This is a genomic window from Desulforhabdus sp. TSK (genome assembly GCF_022836495.1).
Classification (GTDB): Bacteria; Desulfobacterota; Syntrophobacteria; order Syntrophobacterales; family Syntrophobacteraceae; genus Desulforhabdus.
This window is the reverse complement of sequence record NZ_BQXM01000043.1, coordinates 1-15,673: the sequence shown is the minus strand read 5'-3', so window position 1 is coordinate 15,673 and position 15,673 is coordinate 1. Positions and strand designations below refer to the sequence as shown.

Genomic DNA, 15,673 nt, shown 5'->3' with positions numbered 1-15,673 from the left:
ACGTCAAGGAAGGGCTGGTGGGCACCAACCCTTCCTTGACAGAATGCCGCCGAACAGTATGCAAATCGTTAAGGATTCGCTTACTTGCGCGGAGATTTATCCAGCTCGTCGATCACACGCCGGGTCAGGTTTTCCTTCTCATCGGCGAAGACGATGCCGGCCTTTTCCCGCTCAAAGATGTAATCGTATTTGTCTTCCCGACCAATCCTCTTGACGATCTCCAGCACCTTGTCCACCAAGGGGCCGGTCATTTCGTTGGAAAGCTTGCTCATCTTGGCGTTGGATTCCATGAGAAGCCTTTCCCCTTCCTGCTGCAGCGTCTGGAGATCTTTCAGCTTCTTCGCCCTGGTCTTTTCATCCATGACATCTTTTTTCTTGTCGAACTCTTCCTTGGCGCTCTTGAAGGCCTGCACCTTGGAGTCCACATCGGCCTTGATCTTGTCACCTTCCCGCTTGAAATCCTCGTTGGCCTGCTTGCCCCAGCGCGACTGCTGCATGATGGTCGGCAGCTCGAAATAGCCTATTTTGGGTGAGGCAGCCCACACCGCTGAGGACGACAACACAAAAGCTCCAAGCACCAGCAAAACCCACCATCCTGAAACGTTCTTTTTCATCTGATCTGCTCCTTAGAAAAATGCACCTGCTGAAAACTGCCAACGCGATCTGTCCTCGCCCGGCTCGGGATCCAGATTGTAACCCCATTCGATGCGGAGCGGTCCAAAAGGCGAGCTCCATCGAATGCCCGCACCGGCATCCGTTCTGAAATCCGACACACTGAAGTCTTCAATGTCCGTGTACACGTTACCGGCGTCAAAGAACCCGACTCCCCTTATTCCAAGCTTTTCAATCAGCGGGAAAAGCATCTCGACAGTCGCCAAACCATAGGTCCTTCCACCGATGATTTCCCCCTGCTCATCCTTGGGGCCCACATCGCCCCATTTGAAGGCACGAAGGGAGTTGATGCCACCCAGAAAGAAATTTTCGTAAACGGGAACCGGTTTGTCGGGATCCGTATCGTCAATGTAGCCGAACTCCCCTTTCACGAACCCCACCAGTTTCCAATAGATGGGGAAATACCAGCCCGACTTGACCTCGGACTTGATAAAATCCGTGTCACTGCCAAGGTATTGCGAGGAAAACTCCGAGGAAACGGCATTGATACTTCCCCTCGTGGGCATGAAGGGATGATCCGTCGTATCCCGTTCCATTCCAACGGTGATACTGCTTTTGAGCAGCTTCCCCTCCTGCGACTTGATGTAGGCGGATGCATCTTCATCTACATCGGTGACATCCGCATTTTCAAGGGTGTAGTAAACATTCAGCCGGCTGTAGTTTCCGAAGGGATAGCCGGTTCGAAGCCTGACACCCGTCGCATCCTTCGTGAAATCGTTGTATTCCCTCAACCAGTTGTAGACGTCTATCCCCGCGATGATATGCCTGTCGAAAAGCCATGGCTCTGTAAAACTGGCCACATAGCGCTGCGCATCCTGGCCGAAATAGCCCTTCACCCCCAGGGTTTGCCCTCTTCCGAAAAGGTTGCGCTGGATGATCTCACTGCTGGCGAAGAGACCGTCATCCGACGCAAAGCCGCCGCCGACGCTGATCGCTCCCGTAAGCTTTTCCTTCACCTTGACGGTAAGGTTCATGATATCGGCCTGGTCCCCTTTGGAAGGGGCAATCTCGACCTCTTCAAAGAAATCGAGCTTTTTGAGCTTGGTGATGCTCTGTTCCATCTTCTCGGAGCTGAAGGTGTCGCCTTCCGCCAGCTGCAATTCTCGCCGGATCACTTTGTCCCGGGTTTTGGTGTTTCCGGTGACATAAATCCTTCCAATGTGGATCAGGTCCCCTTTTTTCACGTTATAGGTAATGTCCGATGTCTGTTCCTCGGAGTGGCGCTGCACATTGGGCTCAACCTGTACATACGCATAGCCCTCGTTCATGTAGCTCTTGTTGAGGACATCGATATCCTCCCGCAGCTTCTCGCGACTGAAATATTCCTCGGGCTTGGACTTGAGCTTCTCCTGGATCTTGGCCTCATCCTGGATCAAATCCCCCTGGAGCTTGACGGATGTGACTTTGTAGCGCTCCCCTTCGTCCACGGGAATGTTGATGTAAAACCCATCGTCGCGGCGGGTGATCTCCGGAGTCCCCACCTTGGCATCCATGAACCCTTTATCATGGTAGAAGACCGTCAGGCGGTCCACATCGGTTTCGAGAATATCCTTTTGCAGGATCCCACGGTCCGTCACCAGGGAGAGAAGGCTCTTTTCCTTCACCTGCATGGTGCTGCGGAGCTTGCGGGAAGAGAAGCTCTTGTTCCCCGTGAAAGCGATCTCCTGGATGTAGACTTTCTTGTTTTCGTCGATATCGAAAACCACCGTCGCCTTCCGTGGATCCTTGGGAAATTCGGTCCGGGGTTTGACTTCAGCGTTGAAGTACCCCTTCTGGCTGTACAACTTGAGAATTTTCTGCACGTCCTCGGCAATCACGTTCTTTTGCAAAACCGTGTACTGCCGGGTGGAGATGGCCGCCAGGATATCCTTTTCCTTGATTTTGTTGTTTCCTTTGATGCGCACTTCCTGGATGGTGGGATTTTCCAGCACGACGAAGGTCAGGAGCTTTCCCGTCGAGGTGTCGGTCACATTGGCATCCACCTTTTCAAAGTAGCCCATTTTGTAAATGGCTTTGATGTCTTCAGCCACCTGCTCGGAACGCAGGAGCTCTCCCTTCTTGCTCTTGACATTCGATTTGATGGCTTCCGCTTCGATGCGTTCGTTGCCCTGGATGACCACCTCGGAAATAACAGCACGGGCAAGGAGGTGCACGGCCATTTGCTGGACGATCTGGTTGGCGGCCGCGGCGAGATTTTCCATGCCCTTCTCTTCGGCAAAGAGTGCTTCCGTCTTCTTGCGGGCGGAGACATCCACCAGCCGCGCATCCAGGCTGATGCTGTTTCCGATTTCGTTCAGGCTGCCGGTCACGACGTAATCCGCCCCGAGTCTCCGCCCAAGCGCGCGGGCCTGCTCCTCGTTCTGAACCGCTTCTCCCGGACGCACGCTTTTTTCCACATCCTGGGGATCCACCGTCTTGACCCCTTCGGCCTCCAGCCGGCGCACGAGCAGCTCCATGACGGTCTTTTGAGTCTTCACGGTATCTTGCCGGCTATGGATGGCGAAAGGCAATACAGAGACTCTCGGGGAGCTCTCCTGAGCCCACGCGACGGAGCTCATCCCTACAAGACACAGAATCACCCACAACTTGCGCATGAAGTTCTCCCCCCTCATTCAGTACATTCCCCCGCTGAAAAACATCGTCCTGAAGCTGTCACCCATGAAACGACATTCTTGCCCTTCTGCGTCTTCAGCGCCCATCAGCGTCCTCAGCGTCCCAATGCTCACTCTTCCCGCAGCTGCCCGTCCACTAACCGCAGCGTCCGGTGCATCATGGACGCCAGCTCCATGTTGTGCGTCACGATGACCATGGTCAGCCCCAGCTCCTCGTTGAGCGTCACCAGGAGCTCATGCAGGGTGCGCCCCGTGCGGCTGTCCAGGTTGCCGCTGGGCTCGTCCGCCAGGAAAAGGCTCGGCCGCAGCAACAAAGCGCGCGCCACCGCCACCCGCTGCTGCTCCCCGCCGGAAAGCTCGCCCACGCGATGCTGCAGGCGATGCGACAGCCCCAGCCGATCCAGCAGCGCCAGGGATTGGGACTGGATTTCCCCCCTGGGCAGGCCGGCAATGAGGCCGGGCATCATCACATTTTCCAGGGCACTGAACTCGGGAAGCAGGTAATGGAATTGAAAAACGAAGCCGATATGGCGATTCCTGAACCGAGCCAGATCCTTTTCCTGCGACAGAAAAATATCCCTGCCTCCGTAAAGAACCTTCCCAGTCGTGGGCTTTTCCAGCGTCCCGATCATGTGCAGCAGGGTCGATTTCCCGGCTCCAGAAGCCCCCACGATGGCGATGCGCTCCCCTTTCCGAATGACCAGATCCAGGTCCTTGAAGAGCTCGATGGCCTGCGCCCCGCTGCCGAAGACCTTGGCGACCCCCAGCATGTGGACTTCCACGGCATGTGTTTCATTATTCATAGCGCAGAGCTTCCGACGGGTCCAGCTTCGCCGCCTGGCGCGAAGGATAAAGCGTCGCCGTCAGGCTGATGGCGATGGCGGAGAGTGCGATCAGCGCCACATCCGTTCCTTCCAGCTTCACGGGCAGGGTCGAAAAATAGTATACATCGCGCGGCAGCTCGATGAACTGGTATTTTTTCAAGATCGTGCACAGGCCGAAGCCCCCCAGGAGCCCCAGAATCGTCCCCGAAACCCCGATGAGAAGCCCCTCCAGCACGAAAATTTTGCGGATGCTGGCCGTCGTGGCCCCCATGGCTTTCAGGATGGCGATATCGCGGGTTTTTTCCATCACGAGCATGATGAGAGAGCTCACGATGTTGAACGCCGCCACCAGGATGATCAGGGTGAGTATGATGAACATCACCGCCTTTTCCAGCTTCAGGGCCGAAAAAAGATTCTGGTTCATCTGCATCCAGTCCCGCACCCAGAAGGAATCCTTCAAGCGCGACCGGAGCCCGTCCGCAATTTCACGCGCATTGTAGATGTCTTTCACCTTGACTTCAATGCCTGTCACCACATCGCCGATGCCCAGGAACTGCTGCGCCGTTTCCAGGTGGATGTAGGCGAGTGTATTGTCGTATTCGTACATGCCCGCCTGGATGATCCCCACCACCTGGAAAAGCTTGCTCTTGGGAACCTGCCCCATGGGAGTCAGGCGTCCCGCCGGGGAGATGATCGTCACCCAGTCCCCGTGGCGGACCCCCAGGTTGTTGGCCAGTTCGTTTCCCAGGATGATTCCCGGCTGCACGGCGCCGGTTTCGTCCGAGCCCGCCGAGGGAGCGCGCAGGTCTCCCAGGCTTCCCCGGATCATGTTGTCCTGGATGTTGATCACCTTGTAGGCTGTCTGGGGGTCGATCCCGCGAAGGATGGCCCCGGCCACATTTTTGCCGGAGCTGATCATGACCTGGGTATAAACAAAGGGAGTCGCGGCCACCACGCCCGGCTCTTTCTCGATTTGGGCGTTGACGGCACGGTAGTCTGTGATGGCGCCTTTGAAGCTGCCCACGACCACGTGGGAGGTCACTCCGAGGATGCGGGTGCGAAGATCTTCCTGGAAGCCGTTCATGACCGCCAGCACGACGATGAGGGCGGTCACCCCCACGGCCACACCGGCGATGGAAATGAGTGTAATGAGGGATATAAAAGTCTGGCGGCGCTTGGCCAGCAGGTAGCGCAGACTGACGAAGAGTTCAAAATTCATGAGGATATCAGATCTTCTTTTCCGGCCTCAGATGAGGAAAAAGAATCACGTCCCTGATGGACGGAGAATCGGTGAAAAGCATCACCATCCGGTCGATGCCGATGCCTTCACCGGCTGCCGGGGGCATCCCGTACTCCAGGGCACGGAGGTAATCGTCGTCCATGTAATGCGCCTCTTCGTCTCCGGCCCGCCGCGCCTCGAGCTGGGCCGAAAAACGCTCCCGCTGGTCCCGGGGATCGTTCAGCTCGGAAAAGGCATTGGCCATTTCCCGGCCGACCATGAACAGCTCGAAACGGTCGGTGACGGTGGGGTCGGCATCGTTTTTGCGCGAAAGGGGAGAAACCTCCAGGGGGTAGTGGCTGATGAAGGTCGGCTGGGTGAGCTGCGGCTCCACGACTTCGTCGAAAATCTTCGTGAGCAGTTTTCCATGCCCCTCGAAGCGCTCGACGGGAACGCCCAGGGATTTGGCCACCTGGACGATCTCCTTGGGGTCTTCCAGGGAGGAACGGGGGACGCGCCCCAGTTCCACGACGGCGTCCATGAGGCTGTAGCGTTTCCAGGGAGGGGTCAGGTCGATGACCTGGCCCTGGTATTCCACCTGGAGGCTGCCTCCGTTCACGGCCTCCGCAACGGCGACAAAAAGCTCCTCCGTCAGGGTCATGAGGTCCTGGTAAGTCGCATAGGCCTGGTAGAATTCCACCATGGTGAATTCGGGATTGTGCTGCGTGGAAATGCCTTCGTTCCGGAAATTCCGGTTGAGCTCGAAGACCCGCTCGAAGCCGCCCACCAGCAGGCGCTTGAGGTAGAGCTCCGGGGCGATGCGCAGGTAAAGGTCCATGTCGAGGGCGTTGTGGTGGGTTTTGAAGGGCTTGGCCGTGGCGCCCCCCGGCACCGCCTGCATCATGGGCGTTTCCACTTCCAGGAAGCCCCGTACGCTCAGGAATTCACGAATGGTTTGAACGATCCTGGCGCGCTTTCTAAAGGTCTCCCGCACATCTTCATTGACGATGAGATCGACGTAGCGCTGACGGTAGCGGACTTCCACGTCCTTGAGGCCGTGGTATTTTTCCGGCAGGGGCCGCAGGTTCTTGTTGAGAAGGACCAGGCCCTTGACGGCGAGGGTCAGCTCTTCCGTCCGCGTCAGGAAAAGGGGGCCCGAAACGCGCACGATGTCGCCGATGTCGAGCTTTTTCGCCAGGGCGTAAAGCTCCTTGCCCAGGTGGTTCTGCTGCAGATACAGCTGCAGCTTCCCGTCAGCATCCACCAGATGCATGAAGATGGATTTGCCGAAAGAACGAATGGCGATGATGCGCCCGGCGATGGTGTAGGAGACGGACTGGGCGGCTTCGAGCTCCTGGGCGCTCCTGCCCTGCGAAGCTTCCACCAGATCTTTGATGTGATGCGGGACTTCGTAGCCGTTGGGGTAGAGTGTTACCCCTTCTTGTTCCAATGCTTCAGCCTTCTGTATCCGTTCCCGCATGACCACACTGAGATCTTCCATACCCGTTGCAATCCCTCTTGCTTCGTACAATTAAGTGAGTTTGGCCCCGTCATCACGGGAGCCAATATTCATCCAGATTCCGCCAACCTTTCAAGACGACGAAAGTTAGATGATTTGTTCCACCGCGTCAAGCCCATTCCCTCACTCTTTCTTCTGCCTGTCCTTAATGATGCCGAAGACACTGAAAGCGACAATCAGGGCACTGATGATGACCAGCACCACGTCCCCCTCCAGGTAAAGCAGTCTCAAGCCGTAAAGGAGGAGAAAAACTCCGGCGGCCAGGGCGGCCCATCGCGTTGTAGGAGTCATAGTGGCTGTTTTCCTTTCTTCGATGGAGGGTTTCGTTCCATGCTGTCCGTCAGGTCCGTGAAGATTCTTAAGAATTTTTATAGAGGTTTCTTTCCAGAAGGCAAAACAAAAATTTCAGACCCCAGGCAAGGCCACAGTCGGTGCTTCAGGCATCAAAGGTTGAAAACTTCCTTGTAGGAGCGGCATCCTGCCGCGACGGTGAGCTGGTCGCGGCAGGATGCCGCTCCTACAAAAAACAGGGAGCTGGAGCTATGGAATCCAAAGGTTTGCACCTCACGGGGTATACGAGAACAGTATTGACAAAAGGCGAGCAAAACGACTATTTAGGAACGCATACAGCACATCGGCGGAACGTATCCGCCGGCAAATCATCGCCGTGCGCCTGTAGCTCAGCTGGATAGAGCAACGGACTTCTAATCCGTAGGTCAGGGGTTCGAATCCCTTCAGGCGTGCCAGAAAATTCAAGGGGCCAACATCGTAGGTTGGCCCTTTTTGCCTTCAGCCGAATGCCATTTTCCACTTTTTCAAAATTCGTCCAACTTGCCTTTCAAATGCCATTTGATTATTATTTCCGAAATTGAACAATCGCAACACGATCGCTCCACGATGCAATACACTCCTTCTCTAAATTTCAGTAAGGAAGCAGCGCTTGAAAAGTGAAATTCTTGGATTACAAGTCATTCGCAAAGACAAGAAAGAACTCTGCCCTGCGTCTGCACCAAGTAGAGGCTTTTTCCAAGATCCGGCACATTTTGTTCAAGTTCACCCGACAGCAGGCCGACTTGGACTTTAACGTCGCTACAGCGGCAGATCAGTAATACATTCATCAGAGGGGAAAGTCGGAAGCGATGGATTGGTATTGCATCTATGTAAAACGCGGCCACGAAGACGATGTGTCCGCTACCCTCACGACGCGGCAAGGGATCGAGGTATTCAACCCAAAAATCCTCAGGAAGCGGTTTGCGCGATCCAGATGGCAGGAAGTGCAGGAGCATCTTTTTCCCTCGTACATATTTTCCCTGCTGGAGCCCGAACGGCACTTCCACCTGGTGCGCTATACCCGTGGCGTCAGGCAGCTCGTGGGGAATCGAGCCGGCGAGCCTTACGTGGTTTCCCCCGACATCATTCAGTTTCTCCAGGACCGCACACGGGATGGGTTCATCGTTCTGGACCAGCCCAGACTGAATCGTGGAGACAAAATACGCATTCAAGAGGGCCCTTTTATGGGGCTGGACGGTGAAGTTCTTTTCGAGCTGAAACCCAACGAGAGAGTTATGGTTCTGTTGAACACCCTGGAGCTGAAAGCAAAGATTGAACTGCCCGTGCAGTACATCGCGAAAATATGAGCTCATAAGGGCGGCACAGGCGAAAATCTTTATTAAACTGCCAACAGCATCGACATGGACTTTTTTGTAGGAACGGCTTCCAGCCGTGACAGTAAAGGCTCTTGAAAGAGTCGCGGCTGGAAGCCGCTCCTACAGAGTTGTAAAGTCAATGTCTCTCCCTTGCAGAGTATAGGGAATGCGTATGGAGGGGAATGGCACTCCCCGCCCTGCGAGCTCATGCATCCTTCCCGCGCGCTTTTTGTTTGAGAACACGGGGCGCAGGCACATTCGAGACAGCCTCTAGGAGCACCGAGGCTGCCCCAGCACATAAGACAATTCAAATTGTACAGGTCAGAGTGTACAGTTAATGGCGGTAGCCTGCCCTGATTCTCTCAAAACCATGGAGGCGCCGCCGCCTTCATAGGGCTCCTTTGAGGCGATGAATCAGAGCTGTAAGGCCTCTCCGGCTACGATCCCAAACCTAACCGCTCAAAGACAGGCAGCTCATGAAAAAGACTTCCATTTTTCAGGCAATGCTTCTCATTCTCCTTTTGACTGCATGCTCCACCGGCCCAGTCGTCAAAAACCCAACTCCCGTCGGCAGTCCCGCAGCTACCTTCTCACATAAACCAGCAGCCGAATACCGCATCAACACGGGCGACCAGCTGGACATCAAGTTTTTTTACAATCCTGAGTTAAACGAGCAGTTGGTGGTCCGCCCCGACGGCAAAATATCGCTGCAGCTCATCGAAGAGGTCATGGCGGCGGGCCGCACCCCTGCTGAATTGACCGAAGAGCTCAAGCAAAAATACACCGATGAGCTGGCCAACCCTGTGCTGACGGTCATCGTTCGCTCTTTCACAGCACAAAAGGTCTATGTAGACGGCGAAGTGAACAAACCCGGCGTCGTCGAGCTTGTGGGCCCGTTCACGGTACTTCAGTCCATCGCCTTTTCAGGCGGTTTGAGAGATACGGCGCGGACCAATGAGGTGGTTGTCATTCGGCGCGACAATGACTACAAGCCCATGGCCATCCCCGTCAACCTGAGAACCGTCATCGATGGCACGGACATGCGGCAGGACATTGTCCTGGCTCCCTACGACATTGTTTTTGTGCCCAAGTCCCCCATCGGCAACGCAGCCACCTGGGTCGATCTGTATCTCCGCCGCACCATCCTTGTGCTACCCCAGGAGTTTCTCCTCTACTACAGTGTGATAACCAATTAGCGCCAGAGGTTGCCATGCATTTTCTCACCATGATCAATGCACTCCTTCCTCAAAAGAAGAGCCCTCCCGAGGCGTCTCCGAATAAAGCCCTGACGGACCCGGATTGGGGGATATACCGTGAAGAATATTTCAATGAGATGGTCGCCATCGAGGGCAAACGCACCAAACGATCCGCAAGACCATTTCTCTTGATGCTCATAGAGTTCGAAGAAATCACCAGCGCTTCCGACGAAAATGAAATCATCACCCAGATCGTCCGAGAGCTGAATCGTACCACGAGGAATACGGATCTGAAGGGATGGGTACGCTATAGACACACCCTGGGAGTTGCTTTTACGGAGCTCCGCCAGGTGGACGGAACCTTCGTCAGAGATCAAATTTCCCGCAAGATTTACAAGAGCTTTTCTGCTGCACTGAAGTTGGATCAACTCAACAAAATCAGCATTTCGTTTCAGTCCTTACCGGCAGAACCTCAAGAATCGATTTTACCTTCTTCGTCCCATTTGCGACTGGTGCCCGCCCCCATGCCGTCGGCCCAGCCGGGTCTCCAGGAAGAAATGAGTCCGGAAGACACTTTCGCTCATGGAGGAGACGAAGAAGCAGCACCTTGCAAGGAAAGGATTTGCCTCGGATTCATCAAGGAGCGCTGGATTCTGCTGGCGGGAGATGCCTTCCTCATTTTGCTCTCGATTCTCGTCGCCAATTGGGTCCGCCTGCAGCACTTTTCGGACCTCCTGGTGGCATCCGGCCTGAGATACCTGGTGCTGCTCGTTTACCCCATGACTCTTTACATATTCGACATGTATAATGTGGCCAGACCGTTTAAATCTCACGAGACGATTCTGCGTACGACCGTGGCGGTAGTGCTGGGTACCTGCCTTTATGGGTTTCTCTTCTACATCGTGCCGGACTGGCAATATGGGCGAGGCATCCTGGGAATTCAGATGCTTTTTCTCGTTGTCATGATCGCTGGATGGAGGATGCTTTACGGGGGGCTGTTCCAGGCGAACGTCACGAAGGCGGGCGCATTGATCCTCGGTTCCGGATCTTGCAGCACGGCCATCTGCAGGCTTTTGAGCAGTCCCCTCTCCCCTTACCAGGTGAGAGGCATTTTAGACGACGATCCGAAGAAGGTAGGTAAGATTTTGGGATCGCTGCCCATTCTCGGCACTCCTGACCAGCTTCAACAAATCGCGGAGCAGGTTCGGGCCAAGGCGGCCATCCTTGCGACACCGCGAAAGAACCAGGCGCGCCCCATCCGGATGGTGCTGGACGCACGTCTCCGGGGCATGGAAGTCCTGGAGATGCCCACGCTTTATGAACGGCTTACGGGCAGGGTTCCCGTCAATTACATCGAGGATGAATGGCTTCTTTTTGCAGACGGCTTTTACCTCCTTTCCAAGGAGTACGTACAAAGGATCAAGCGTCTCATCGATTTTGGCCTCTCCAGCCTCATGCTTCTCTGCCTTGCTCCCCTGATGGCCCTGACCGCCGTGGCGATCTGCCTGGACTCCAGGGGCCCGGTTTTTTATCGCCAGGATCGCGTAGGAAAAGGCGGAAGGATTTTTTCGGTGGTCAAGTTTCGTTCCATGGTTGAAGATGCCGAAGCACAAGGAGCACAATGGGCTGTTAAGGGAGATGCGCGGGTGACTCGTGTAGGACGCTGGATACGCCTCTTCCGCATCGATGAAATTCCGCAGCTCTGGAATGTATTCAAGGGAGAAATGAGCCTCATCGGTCCCCGTCCGGAACGCTCCAATTTCGTGAAAAAACTGGAAACGGTCATTCCTTACTATGCGGTTCGGCACTCGGTCCCTCCCGGTGTCACGGGCTGGGCGCAGGTGAACTACCCCTACGGGGCCTCCGTGGAGGATGCGGTGCACAAATTAGAATATGATCTCTACTACATCAAAAACATGTCCATTCTACTGGATCTCAAGATTTTCCTCAAAACCATCGGCGTCGTTCTGCTGGGGCAGGGCGCGCGGTAAGGCAAGCCCTATCAGTATTCTCAAAGGTGAGTAAATGGAACCAACGAAGAAGCCCCATCATGAGCTACCCGTACCCCGCTCGGGTTCAATGCCGATATTGAAGATGGATAACCCGCACCCTTCGGTAAAAACATTAAATTTCCACAGCCTGAACCTCAAAACTTACGTAAGTCCGCTCTTTAAGCACAAATACAAGATGCTGATCGTTTTTCTATTGTGCGTGCTGTCCTCTCCCGGTGCCTACTTCATCAAACAGCGTTTCTTTTCTCCAGTCTACGAGGCCTCAGCAATTTTGATGGCAAGGTATGGCAGGGAATACTCAGATGTGAGCCCTGAACCGGGAGGCAAGACGCCCCTCGCTTTTGGTCGTTCAGACATTTTTTCAGCCGAAAGGACGATCCTACAAAGCAGAGAATTGAAAGAACGCATCATTGCATCCGTCGGCATGGAAAAACTTTTTCCCAAGTTGGTGAAGCAGCCACCAGCGAATATGTCCCTCCAGGAAGCAGCCATTCTCGACCTGACTCGAAACTTGTCTGTCCAGGCCGGTCGCAATGCCAACCTGATCGAAATCCAATACCGGGATGAAGATCCCGAACTTGCGGCACGTGTGGTGAACCTGCTTGTGGATTTTTACCAACAAAAGCGCATGAGCGTCCTCGCAGACCCCAAGTCAACATTTTTTCTAGATAAAAAGGCGGCGGAGTACCGGCAAAAAGTGAAAGAATCGGAAGACAATCTGGAAGCCTTCCGGCAAAAGTATCACATCTTTGATTTCGACAGCGAGCTGAGCCTCCTGCGCGGGCATCGCGGCAACCTCGAAGGTGCCGTCAGGGCTGCTGAAACTCAGACGAAGGAACTGCAGCAAAAACTTTCCACCCTTGAGGAGCAGATCAAAAAGCTTCCGAAGTCCAAGGGGGGCGGTTTGAAGATTGAAGTTTCCACAGGGCCCAATCCCGCAAACGTCGTTGAAACTCTGAATGCGAAGCTCACCCAGCTCAAGCTCAAGGAATCGGAGCTCCTGACAAAGTACACTGAAAAAAGCCAGGTCATCGTGAACACTCGCAATGAAATCAAACAGGTCGAAGAAACCCTGGCCAAAGAAAGGCAAAAGGCCGAGGCCAATGGCCCTGAGAACACCCCCGTACTGGAAGATCCTTCCAGCTTCAACCTGAGAGAACAGCTCGCGAAAGAAAGGATCACGACGCTGGCCGAATTGAGCTCCCTGGAAATAAGGATCAGCGATCTCAAGCAGGAGCTGACCGATTTACAGAAAAAGGTCCAAGATCTCGATGCACAGGAGAACAAATGGCGGGAACTGCAGCGTCAGGTGACTCTTAACGAAAAATACTACCAGATCTACGTGAATAAAGTTGAAGAGGCGCGCATCTCCGATGACTTGAACCGCCAGGAAATGACCAGCATCCAGGTGCTTCAGTCCGCAGTCCCACCCGCCGTACCGGTAAAATACAAAAACTACAGCTGGAAGGTCTTTGTTGCTGCGTCAGTTCCACTGGGCCTCGCTGCAGGAATTGCCCTTGTGTTCCTCCTGGTGTTTCTGGACCGCACCATCTCATCGCCTGCACAGGCAGAAAAGCTACTCGGCCTGCCTGTTCTAACGACAGTTTCGTACAAGAACTGATGCCAAACCCAGAAAGCATTCGACCCGTACGGCCAAAACCTTCGTCTCGCTCCGGCAAGATGCCTCAGGAGGTCCCCGACTCATGAGTAAAATATATGAAGCATTGAAGCAGGCCAGCAGGCAAAAGCAGGGCTGCTTGCCATTGCCGCAGCAGGCGCTGCAGCATCCTCCTCATGCCCCGTCCATCGGTCCTGAAGAGTGTCATATGGAAGAGGAGATGCTCTGCCTCTATAAGGCCGTCGAAACCGCTCTGCCCGACGCGTCGAAAAAGATTTTGCAGTTCATCAGTGCACGTAAGGGAGAGGGAACCTCGACCCTCATCCGTGAGCTCGCTCAGCTTACGGCCACCAAAATCGGTAAATCGGTCCTTCTCCTCGATGCAGACCGGCATACCCCCACACAGCACCACTATTTCAACATTCACTACGATCGCGGCTGGCAGGAAGCGGTCAACGATGACACTCTCATTACAAGTGTCCTCCACAAAGCGCAAAATATGGATCTCTATATAGGGCCATCCTCCAACTCACGGGCGGCAACTCCCTCGATTTTCGATGCCCATACACTGAATGGCTTCTGGAGAAGTGTTTGGGAGCGTTTCGATCTCATCCTTATCGACTCCCCGCCCCTGACCGTCTCGCCGGACGGACTGGCCATCGCCCCAAAAGTAAGCGGCGTAGTCATCGTGGTGGAAGCCGAAAAGACGCCCTCTGCTCTCGTGAAGAATCTCAAAGAGAGAATAGAGCGCGTGGGCGGAAATGTGCTCGGAATCGTGCTCAACAAGCGCCGATACTACATTCCCCGGTTTATCTACGAGAGAATGTAAATTTTTCATGTTATCCTTTTTGACAAACCACGAAGACCACGAAGGACACGAAGGAGAAATCAAGTTCTCGCCACTCCCCCCACTCTTCGTGCTCTTCGTGTCCTTCGTGGTTTAAAACAATGCATCAATCTATGATACCTCCACGCCCCCTGAATATTTTTTCGGTAGACCTTGAAGACTATTTCATGGTGACCGCCCTGGAAGAAAAAATCAGCAGGAGCAAATGGGCCGAAATCGACTGCCGCATCGAGCGCAACACGCATCGTATATTGGAAATCTTAGATAACGCCGTCGCTTTCGACCGCAGACGCGTCAGCGAAGGTCTATGCCCCCCAGCCCCCCACACATCGTCGGCCAAACGCATCTGCGCCACCTTCTTCTGCCTGGGCTGGATTGCCGAGCGCTATCCCCACCTGATCCGAGAGATTCAAGCCCGGGGGCATGAAATCGCGAGCCATGGCTACGATCATCGCATGGTCACTACCCTGTCCCCTGCAGAGTTTCGCGAAGACATCCGCAAATCGAAGGCCATCCTGGAAGACCTGGCCGGGGAGAGAGTCCTCGGCTACCGGGCTCCCAGCTATTCCATCACCCGGCAAACCCTGTGGGCACTGGAAATACTGGCCGATGAGGGCTACGTTTACGACTCCAGCATCTTTCCAGTGCATCATGACCGCTACGGGATTCCCAGCGCGCCGCGTTCACCCTTCGCGATCCACCTGAATGGCGGGCAGGGTTACGAATTTTTTCCCTTGAATGGCGCAAGCTGCAAGCCCAAAGGCTCGGATTCCCTTCGTGCAAGATTCCTGCTAGAGTTCCCGGTATCCACAGCCAAACTGTTCGGTCAGAACATTCCCATCGGAGGGGGTGGATATTTCAGGCTGCTGCCCGGTGTAATAACGCAGTGGGCTCTCCGACGTTTGAACGTAAAAGAAAACCTCCCGGCCGTCTTCTTCATCCATCCCTGGGAGATCGATCCCGCCCAGCCCCGTGTGGCCGGTCTCTCGCCCCGATCGAGGTTTCGCCACTACCTCAACCTCCACAGCACCGAATCGAAGCTGATCGGTCTTTTGGAAAAGATTCCCTTTTCATCCTTCAAGCAGTTTATCGAACACAACAACTTGTTGATTTAAAGGCCCACCGCAATAAGAAATGCAAATCAAACTCCTTCAAGAAAACGACCGGCGCCTCTGGGATGCCTACGTACACGAACATCCCAAAGGGGGCCTTTATCATCTCTCCGGATGGAAGAACGTCATCGAAGAAGCCTACGGCCACAAAACCTATTACCTGATGGCTACCCCTACAGAGCCGCCTGAAAGAAATGCGAAACAGACCAGCGCCGCCCATGCCGCCGCCCCCCAGACCATGGGCATTCTCCCTCTCGTGCATCTCAAAAGGGCGCATTCCCCGTTTTTTACAGGTCGGTATCCCCGCCAAGTGAGCCCCGTTTCTTCCCTGGGCGGACAGCAGTGATGGGATGGCGCTCTCGATACAACTCGATCACTCTGTCGTAGGTCCCGTTG

At 54.6% G+C, this 15,673-nt stretch carries 14 protein-coding genes and 1 tRNA gene; 9 read left to right on the top strand and 6 right to left on the bottom strand.

Going from position 1 to position 15,673, the window contains the following annotated elements; all coding sequences use genetic code 11:
* Positions 1-80: 80 nt before the first annotated feature.
* From MWC30_RS19100 to MWC30_RS19075, 6 genes are all read right to left on the bottom strand, one after another.
* Positions 81-614 (bottom strand): OmpH family outer membrane protein, encoded by a 534-nt coding sequence (locus MWC30_RS19100; RefSeq protein ID WP_244085802.1) that lies wholly within the window; start codon positions 612-614, stop codon positions 81-83.
* Positions 615-626: 12 nt separating this feature from the next.
* Complete coding sequence (bamA, locus tag MWC30_RS19095; protein ID WP_244085801.1) at positions 627-3,266, bottom strand: outer membrane protein assembly factor BamA; 2,640 nt, start codon at positions 3,264-3,266, stop codon at positions 627-629.
* A 128-nt stretch (positions 3,267-3,394) separates the two neighbouring features.
* Positions 3,395-4,087, bottom strand: a complete 693-nt coding sequence (locus MWC30_RS19090; protein WP_244085800.1) for an ABC transporter ATP-binding protein — start codon at positions 4,085-4,087, stop codon at positions 3,395-3,397.
* Complete coding sequence (locus tag MWC30_RS19085; RefSeq protein ID WP_244085799.1) at positions 4,080-5,327, bottom strand: lipoprotein-releasing ABC transporter permease subunit; 1,248 nt, start codon at positions 5,325-5,327, stop codon at positions 4,080-4,082. The genes MWC30_RS19090 and MWC30_RS19085 overlap by 8 nt, the downstream gene beginning before the upstream one ends.
* A gap of 7 nt (positions 5,328-5,334) precedes the next feature.
* Complete coding sequence (gene lysS, locus MWC30_RS19080) at positions 5,335-6,828, bottom strand: lysine--tRNA ligase (RefSeq protein ID WP_244085798.1); 1,494 nt, start codon at positions 6,826-6,828, stop codon at positions 5,335-5,337.
* Between the two features lie 141 nt (positions 6,829-6,969).
* Entirely contained in the window at positions 6,970-7,137 is a 168-nt protein-coding gene (locus MWC30_RS19075) for a hypothetical protein (protein WP_244085797.1), read from the bottom strand.
* A 378-nt stretch (positions 7,138-7,515) separates the two neighbouring features.
* Between MWC30_RS19075 and MWC30_RS19070 the strand changes: the two genes are divergently transcribed.
* From MWC30_RS19070 to MWC30_RS19030, 9 genes are all read left to right on the top strand, one after another.
* Positions 7,516-7,592: transfer RNA gene (locus MWC30_RS19070), tRNA-Arg, on the top strand.
* Positions 7,593-7,786: 194 nt separating this feature from the next.
* Positions 7,787-7,930: a hypothetical protein gene (locus tag MWC30_RS19065; protein ID WP_244085796.1), complete on the top strand. Its 144-nt coding sequence runs from the start codon at positions 7,787-7,789 to the stop codon at positions 7,928-7,930.
* 55 nt (positions 7,931-7,985) lie between these two features.
* Complete coding sequence (locus MWC30_RS19060) at positions 7,986-8,483, top strand: transcription termination/antitermination protein NusG (RefSeq protein ID WP_244085795.1); 498 nt, start codon at positions 7,986-7,988, stop codon at positions 8,481-8,483.
* Positions 8,484-8,968: 485 nt separating this feature from the next.
* Positions 8,969-9,688, top strand: coding sequence for a polysaccharide biosynthesis/export family protein (locus tag MWC30_RS19055; RefSeq protein WP_244085794.1), 720 nt, complete (start codon positions 8,969-8,971; stop codon positions 9,686-9,688).
* 14 nt (positions 9,689-9,702) lie between these two features.
* Positions 9,703-11,679, top strand: a complete 1,977-nt coding sequence (locus MWC30_RS19050; RefSeq protein WP_244085793.1) for a sugar transferase — start codon at positions 9,703-9,705, stop codon at positions 11,677-11,679.
* Between the two features lie 325 nt (positions 11,680-12,004).
* Positions 12,005-13,321: a hypothetical protein gene (locus tag MWC30_RS19045; RefSeq protein WP_244085792.1), complete on the top strand. Its 1,317-nt coding sequence runs from the start codon at positions 12,005-12,007 to the stop codon at positions 13,319-13,321.
* A gap of 82 nt (positions 13,322-13,403) precedes the next feature.
* Entirely contained in the window at positions 13,404-14,147 is a 744-nt protein-coding gene (locus MWC30_RS19040) for a CpsD/CapB family tyrosine-protein kinase (protein WP_244085791.1), read from the top strand.
* A gap of 131 nt (positions 14,148-14,278) precedes the next feature.
* Positions 14,279-15,280: an XrtA system polysaccharide deacetylase gene (locus MWC30_RS19035; RefSeq protein ID WP_244085790.1), complete on the top strand. Its 1,002-nt coding sequence runs from the start codon at positions 14,279-14,281 to the stop codon at positions 15,278-15,280.
* Between the two features lie 19 nt (positions 15,281-15,299).
* Entirely contained in the window at positions 15,300-15,623 is a 324-nt protein-coding gene (locus MWC30_RS19030) for a hypothetical protein (RefSeq protein ID WP_244085789.1), read from the top strand.
* Positions 15,624-15,673: the final 50 nt, after the last annotated feature.

Bases quoted from the DNA above. Each gene is read 5' to 3' on its own strand.
- MWC30_RS19100 (WP_244085802.1), bottom strand. From the start codon at position 614: ATGAAAAAGAACGTTTCAGGATGGTGGGTTTTGCTGGTGCTTGGAGCT.
- bamA (WP_244085801.1), bottom strand. From the start codon at position 3,266: ATGCGCAAGTTGTGGGTGATTCTGTGTCTTGTAGGGATGAGCTCCGTC.
- MWC30_RS19090 (WP_244085800.1), bottom strand. From the start codon at position 4,087: ATGAATAATGAAACACATGCCGTGGAAGTCCACATGCTGGGGGTCGCC.
- MWC30_RS19085 (WP_244085799.1), bottom strand. From the start codon at position 5,327: ATGAATTTTGAACTCTTCGTCAGTCTGCGCTACCTGCTGGCCAAGCGC.
- lysS (WP_244085798.1), bottom strand. From the start codon at position 6,828: ATGGAAGATCTCAGTGTGGTCATGCGGGAACGGATACAGAAGGCTGAA.
- MWC30_RS19075 (WP_244085797.1), bottom strand. From the start codon at position 7,137: ATGACTCCTACAACGCGATGGGCCGCCCTGGCCGCCGGAGTTTTTCTC.
- MWC30_RS19060 (WP_244085795.1), top strand. From the start codon at position 7,986: ATGGATTGGTATTGCATCTATGTAAAACGCGGCCACGAAGACGATGTG.
- MWC30_RS19055 (WP_244085794.1), top strand. From the start codon at position 8,969: ATGAAAAAGACTTCCATTTTTCAGGCAATGCTTCTCATTCTCCTTTTG.
- MWC30_RS19050 (WP_244085793.1), top strand. From the start codon at position 9,703: ATGCATTTTCTCACCATGATCAATGCACTCCTTCCTCAAAAGAAGAGC.
- MWC30_RS19040 (WP_244085791.1), top strand. From the start codon at position 13,404: ATGAGTAAAATATATGAAGCATTGAAGCAGGCCAGCAGGCAAAAGCAG.
- MWC30_RS19035 (WP_244085790.1), top strand. From the start codon at position 14,279: ATGATACCTCCACGCCCCCTGAATATTTTTTCGGTAGACCTTGAAGAC.
- MWC30_RS19030 (WP_244085789.1), top strand. From the start codon at position 15,300: ATGCAAATCAAACTCCTTCAAGAAAACGACCGGCGCCTCTGGGATGCC.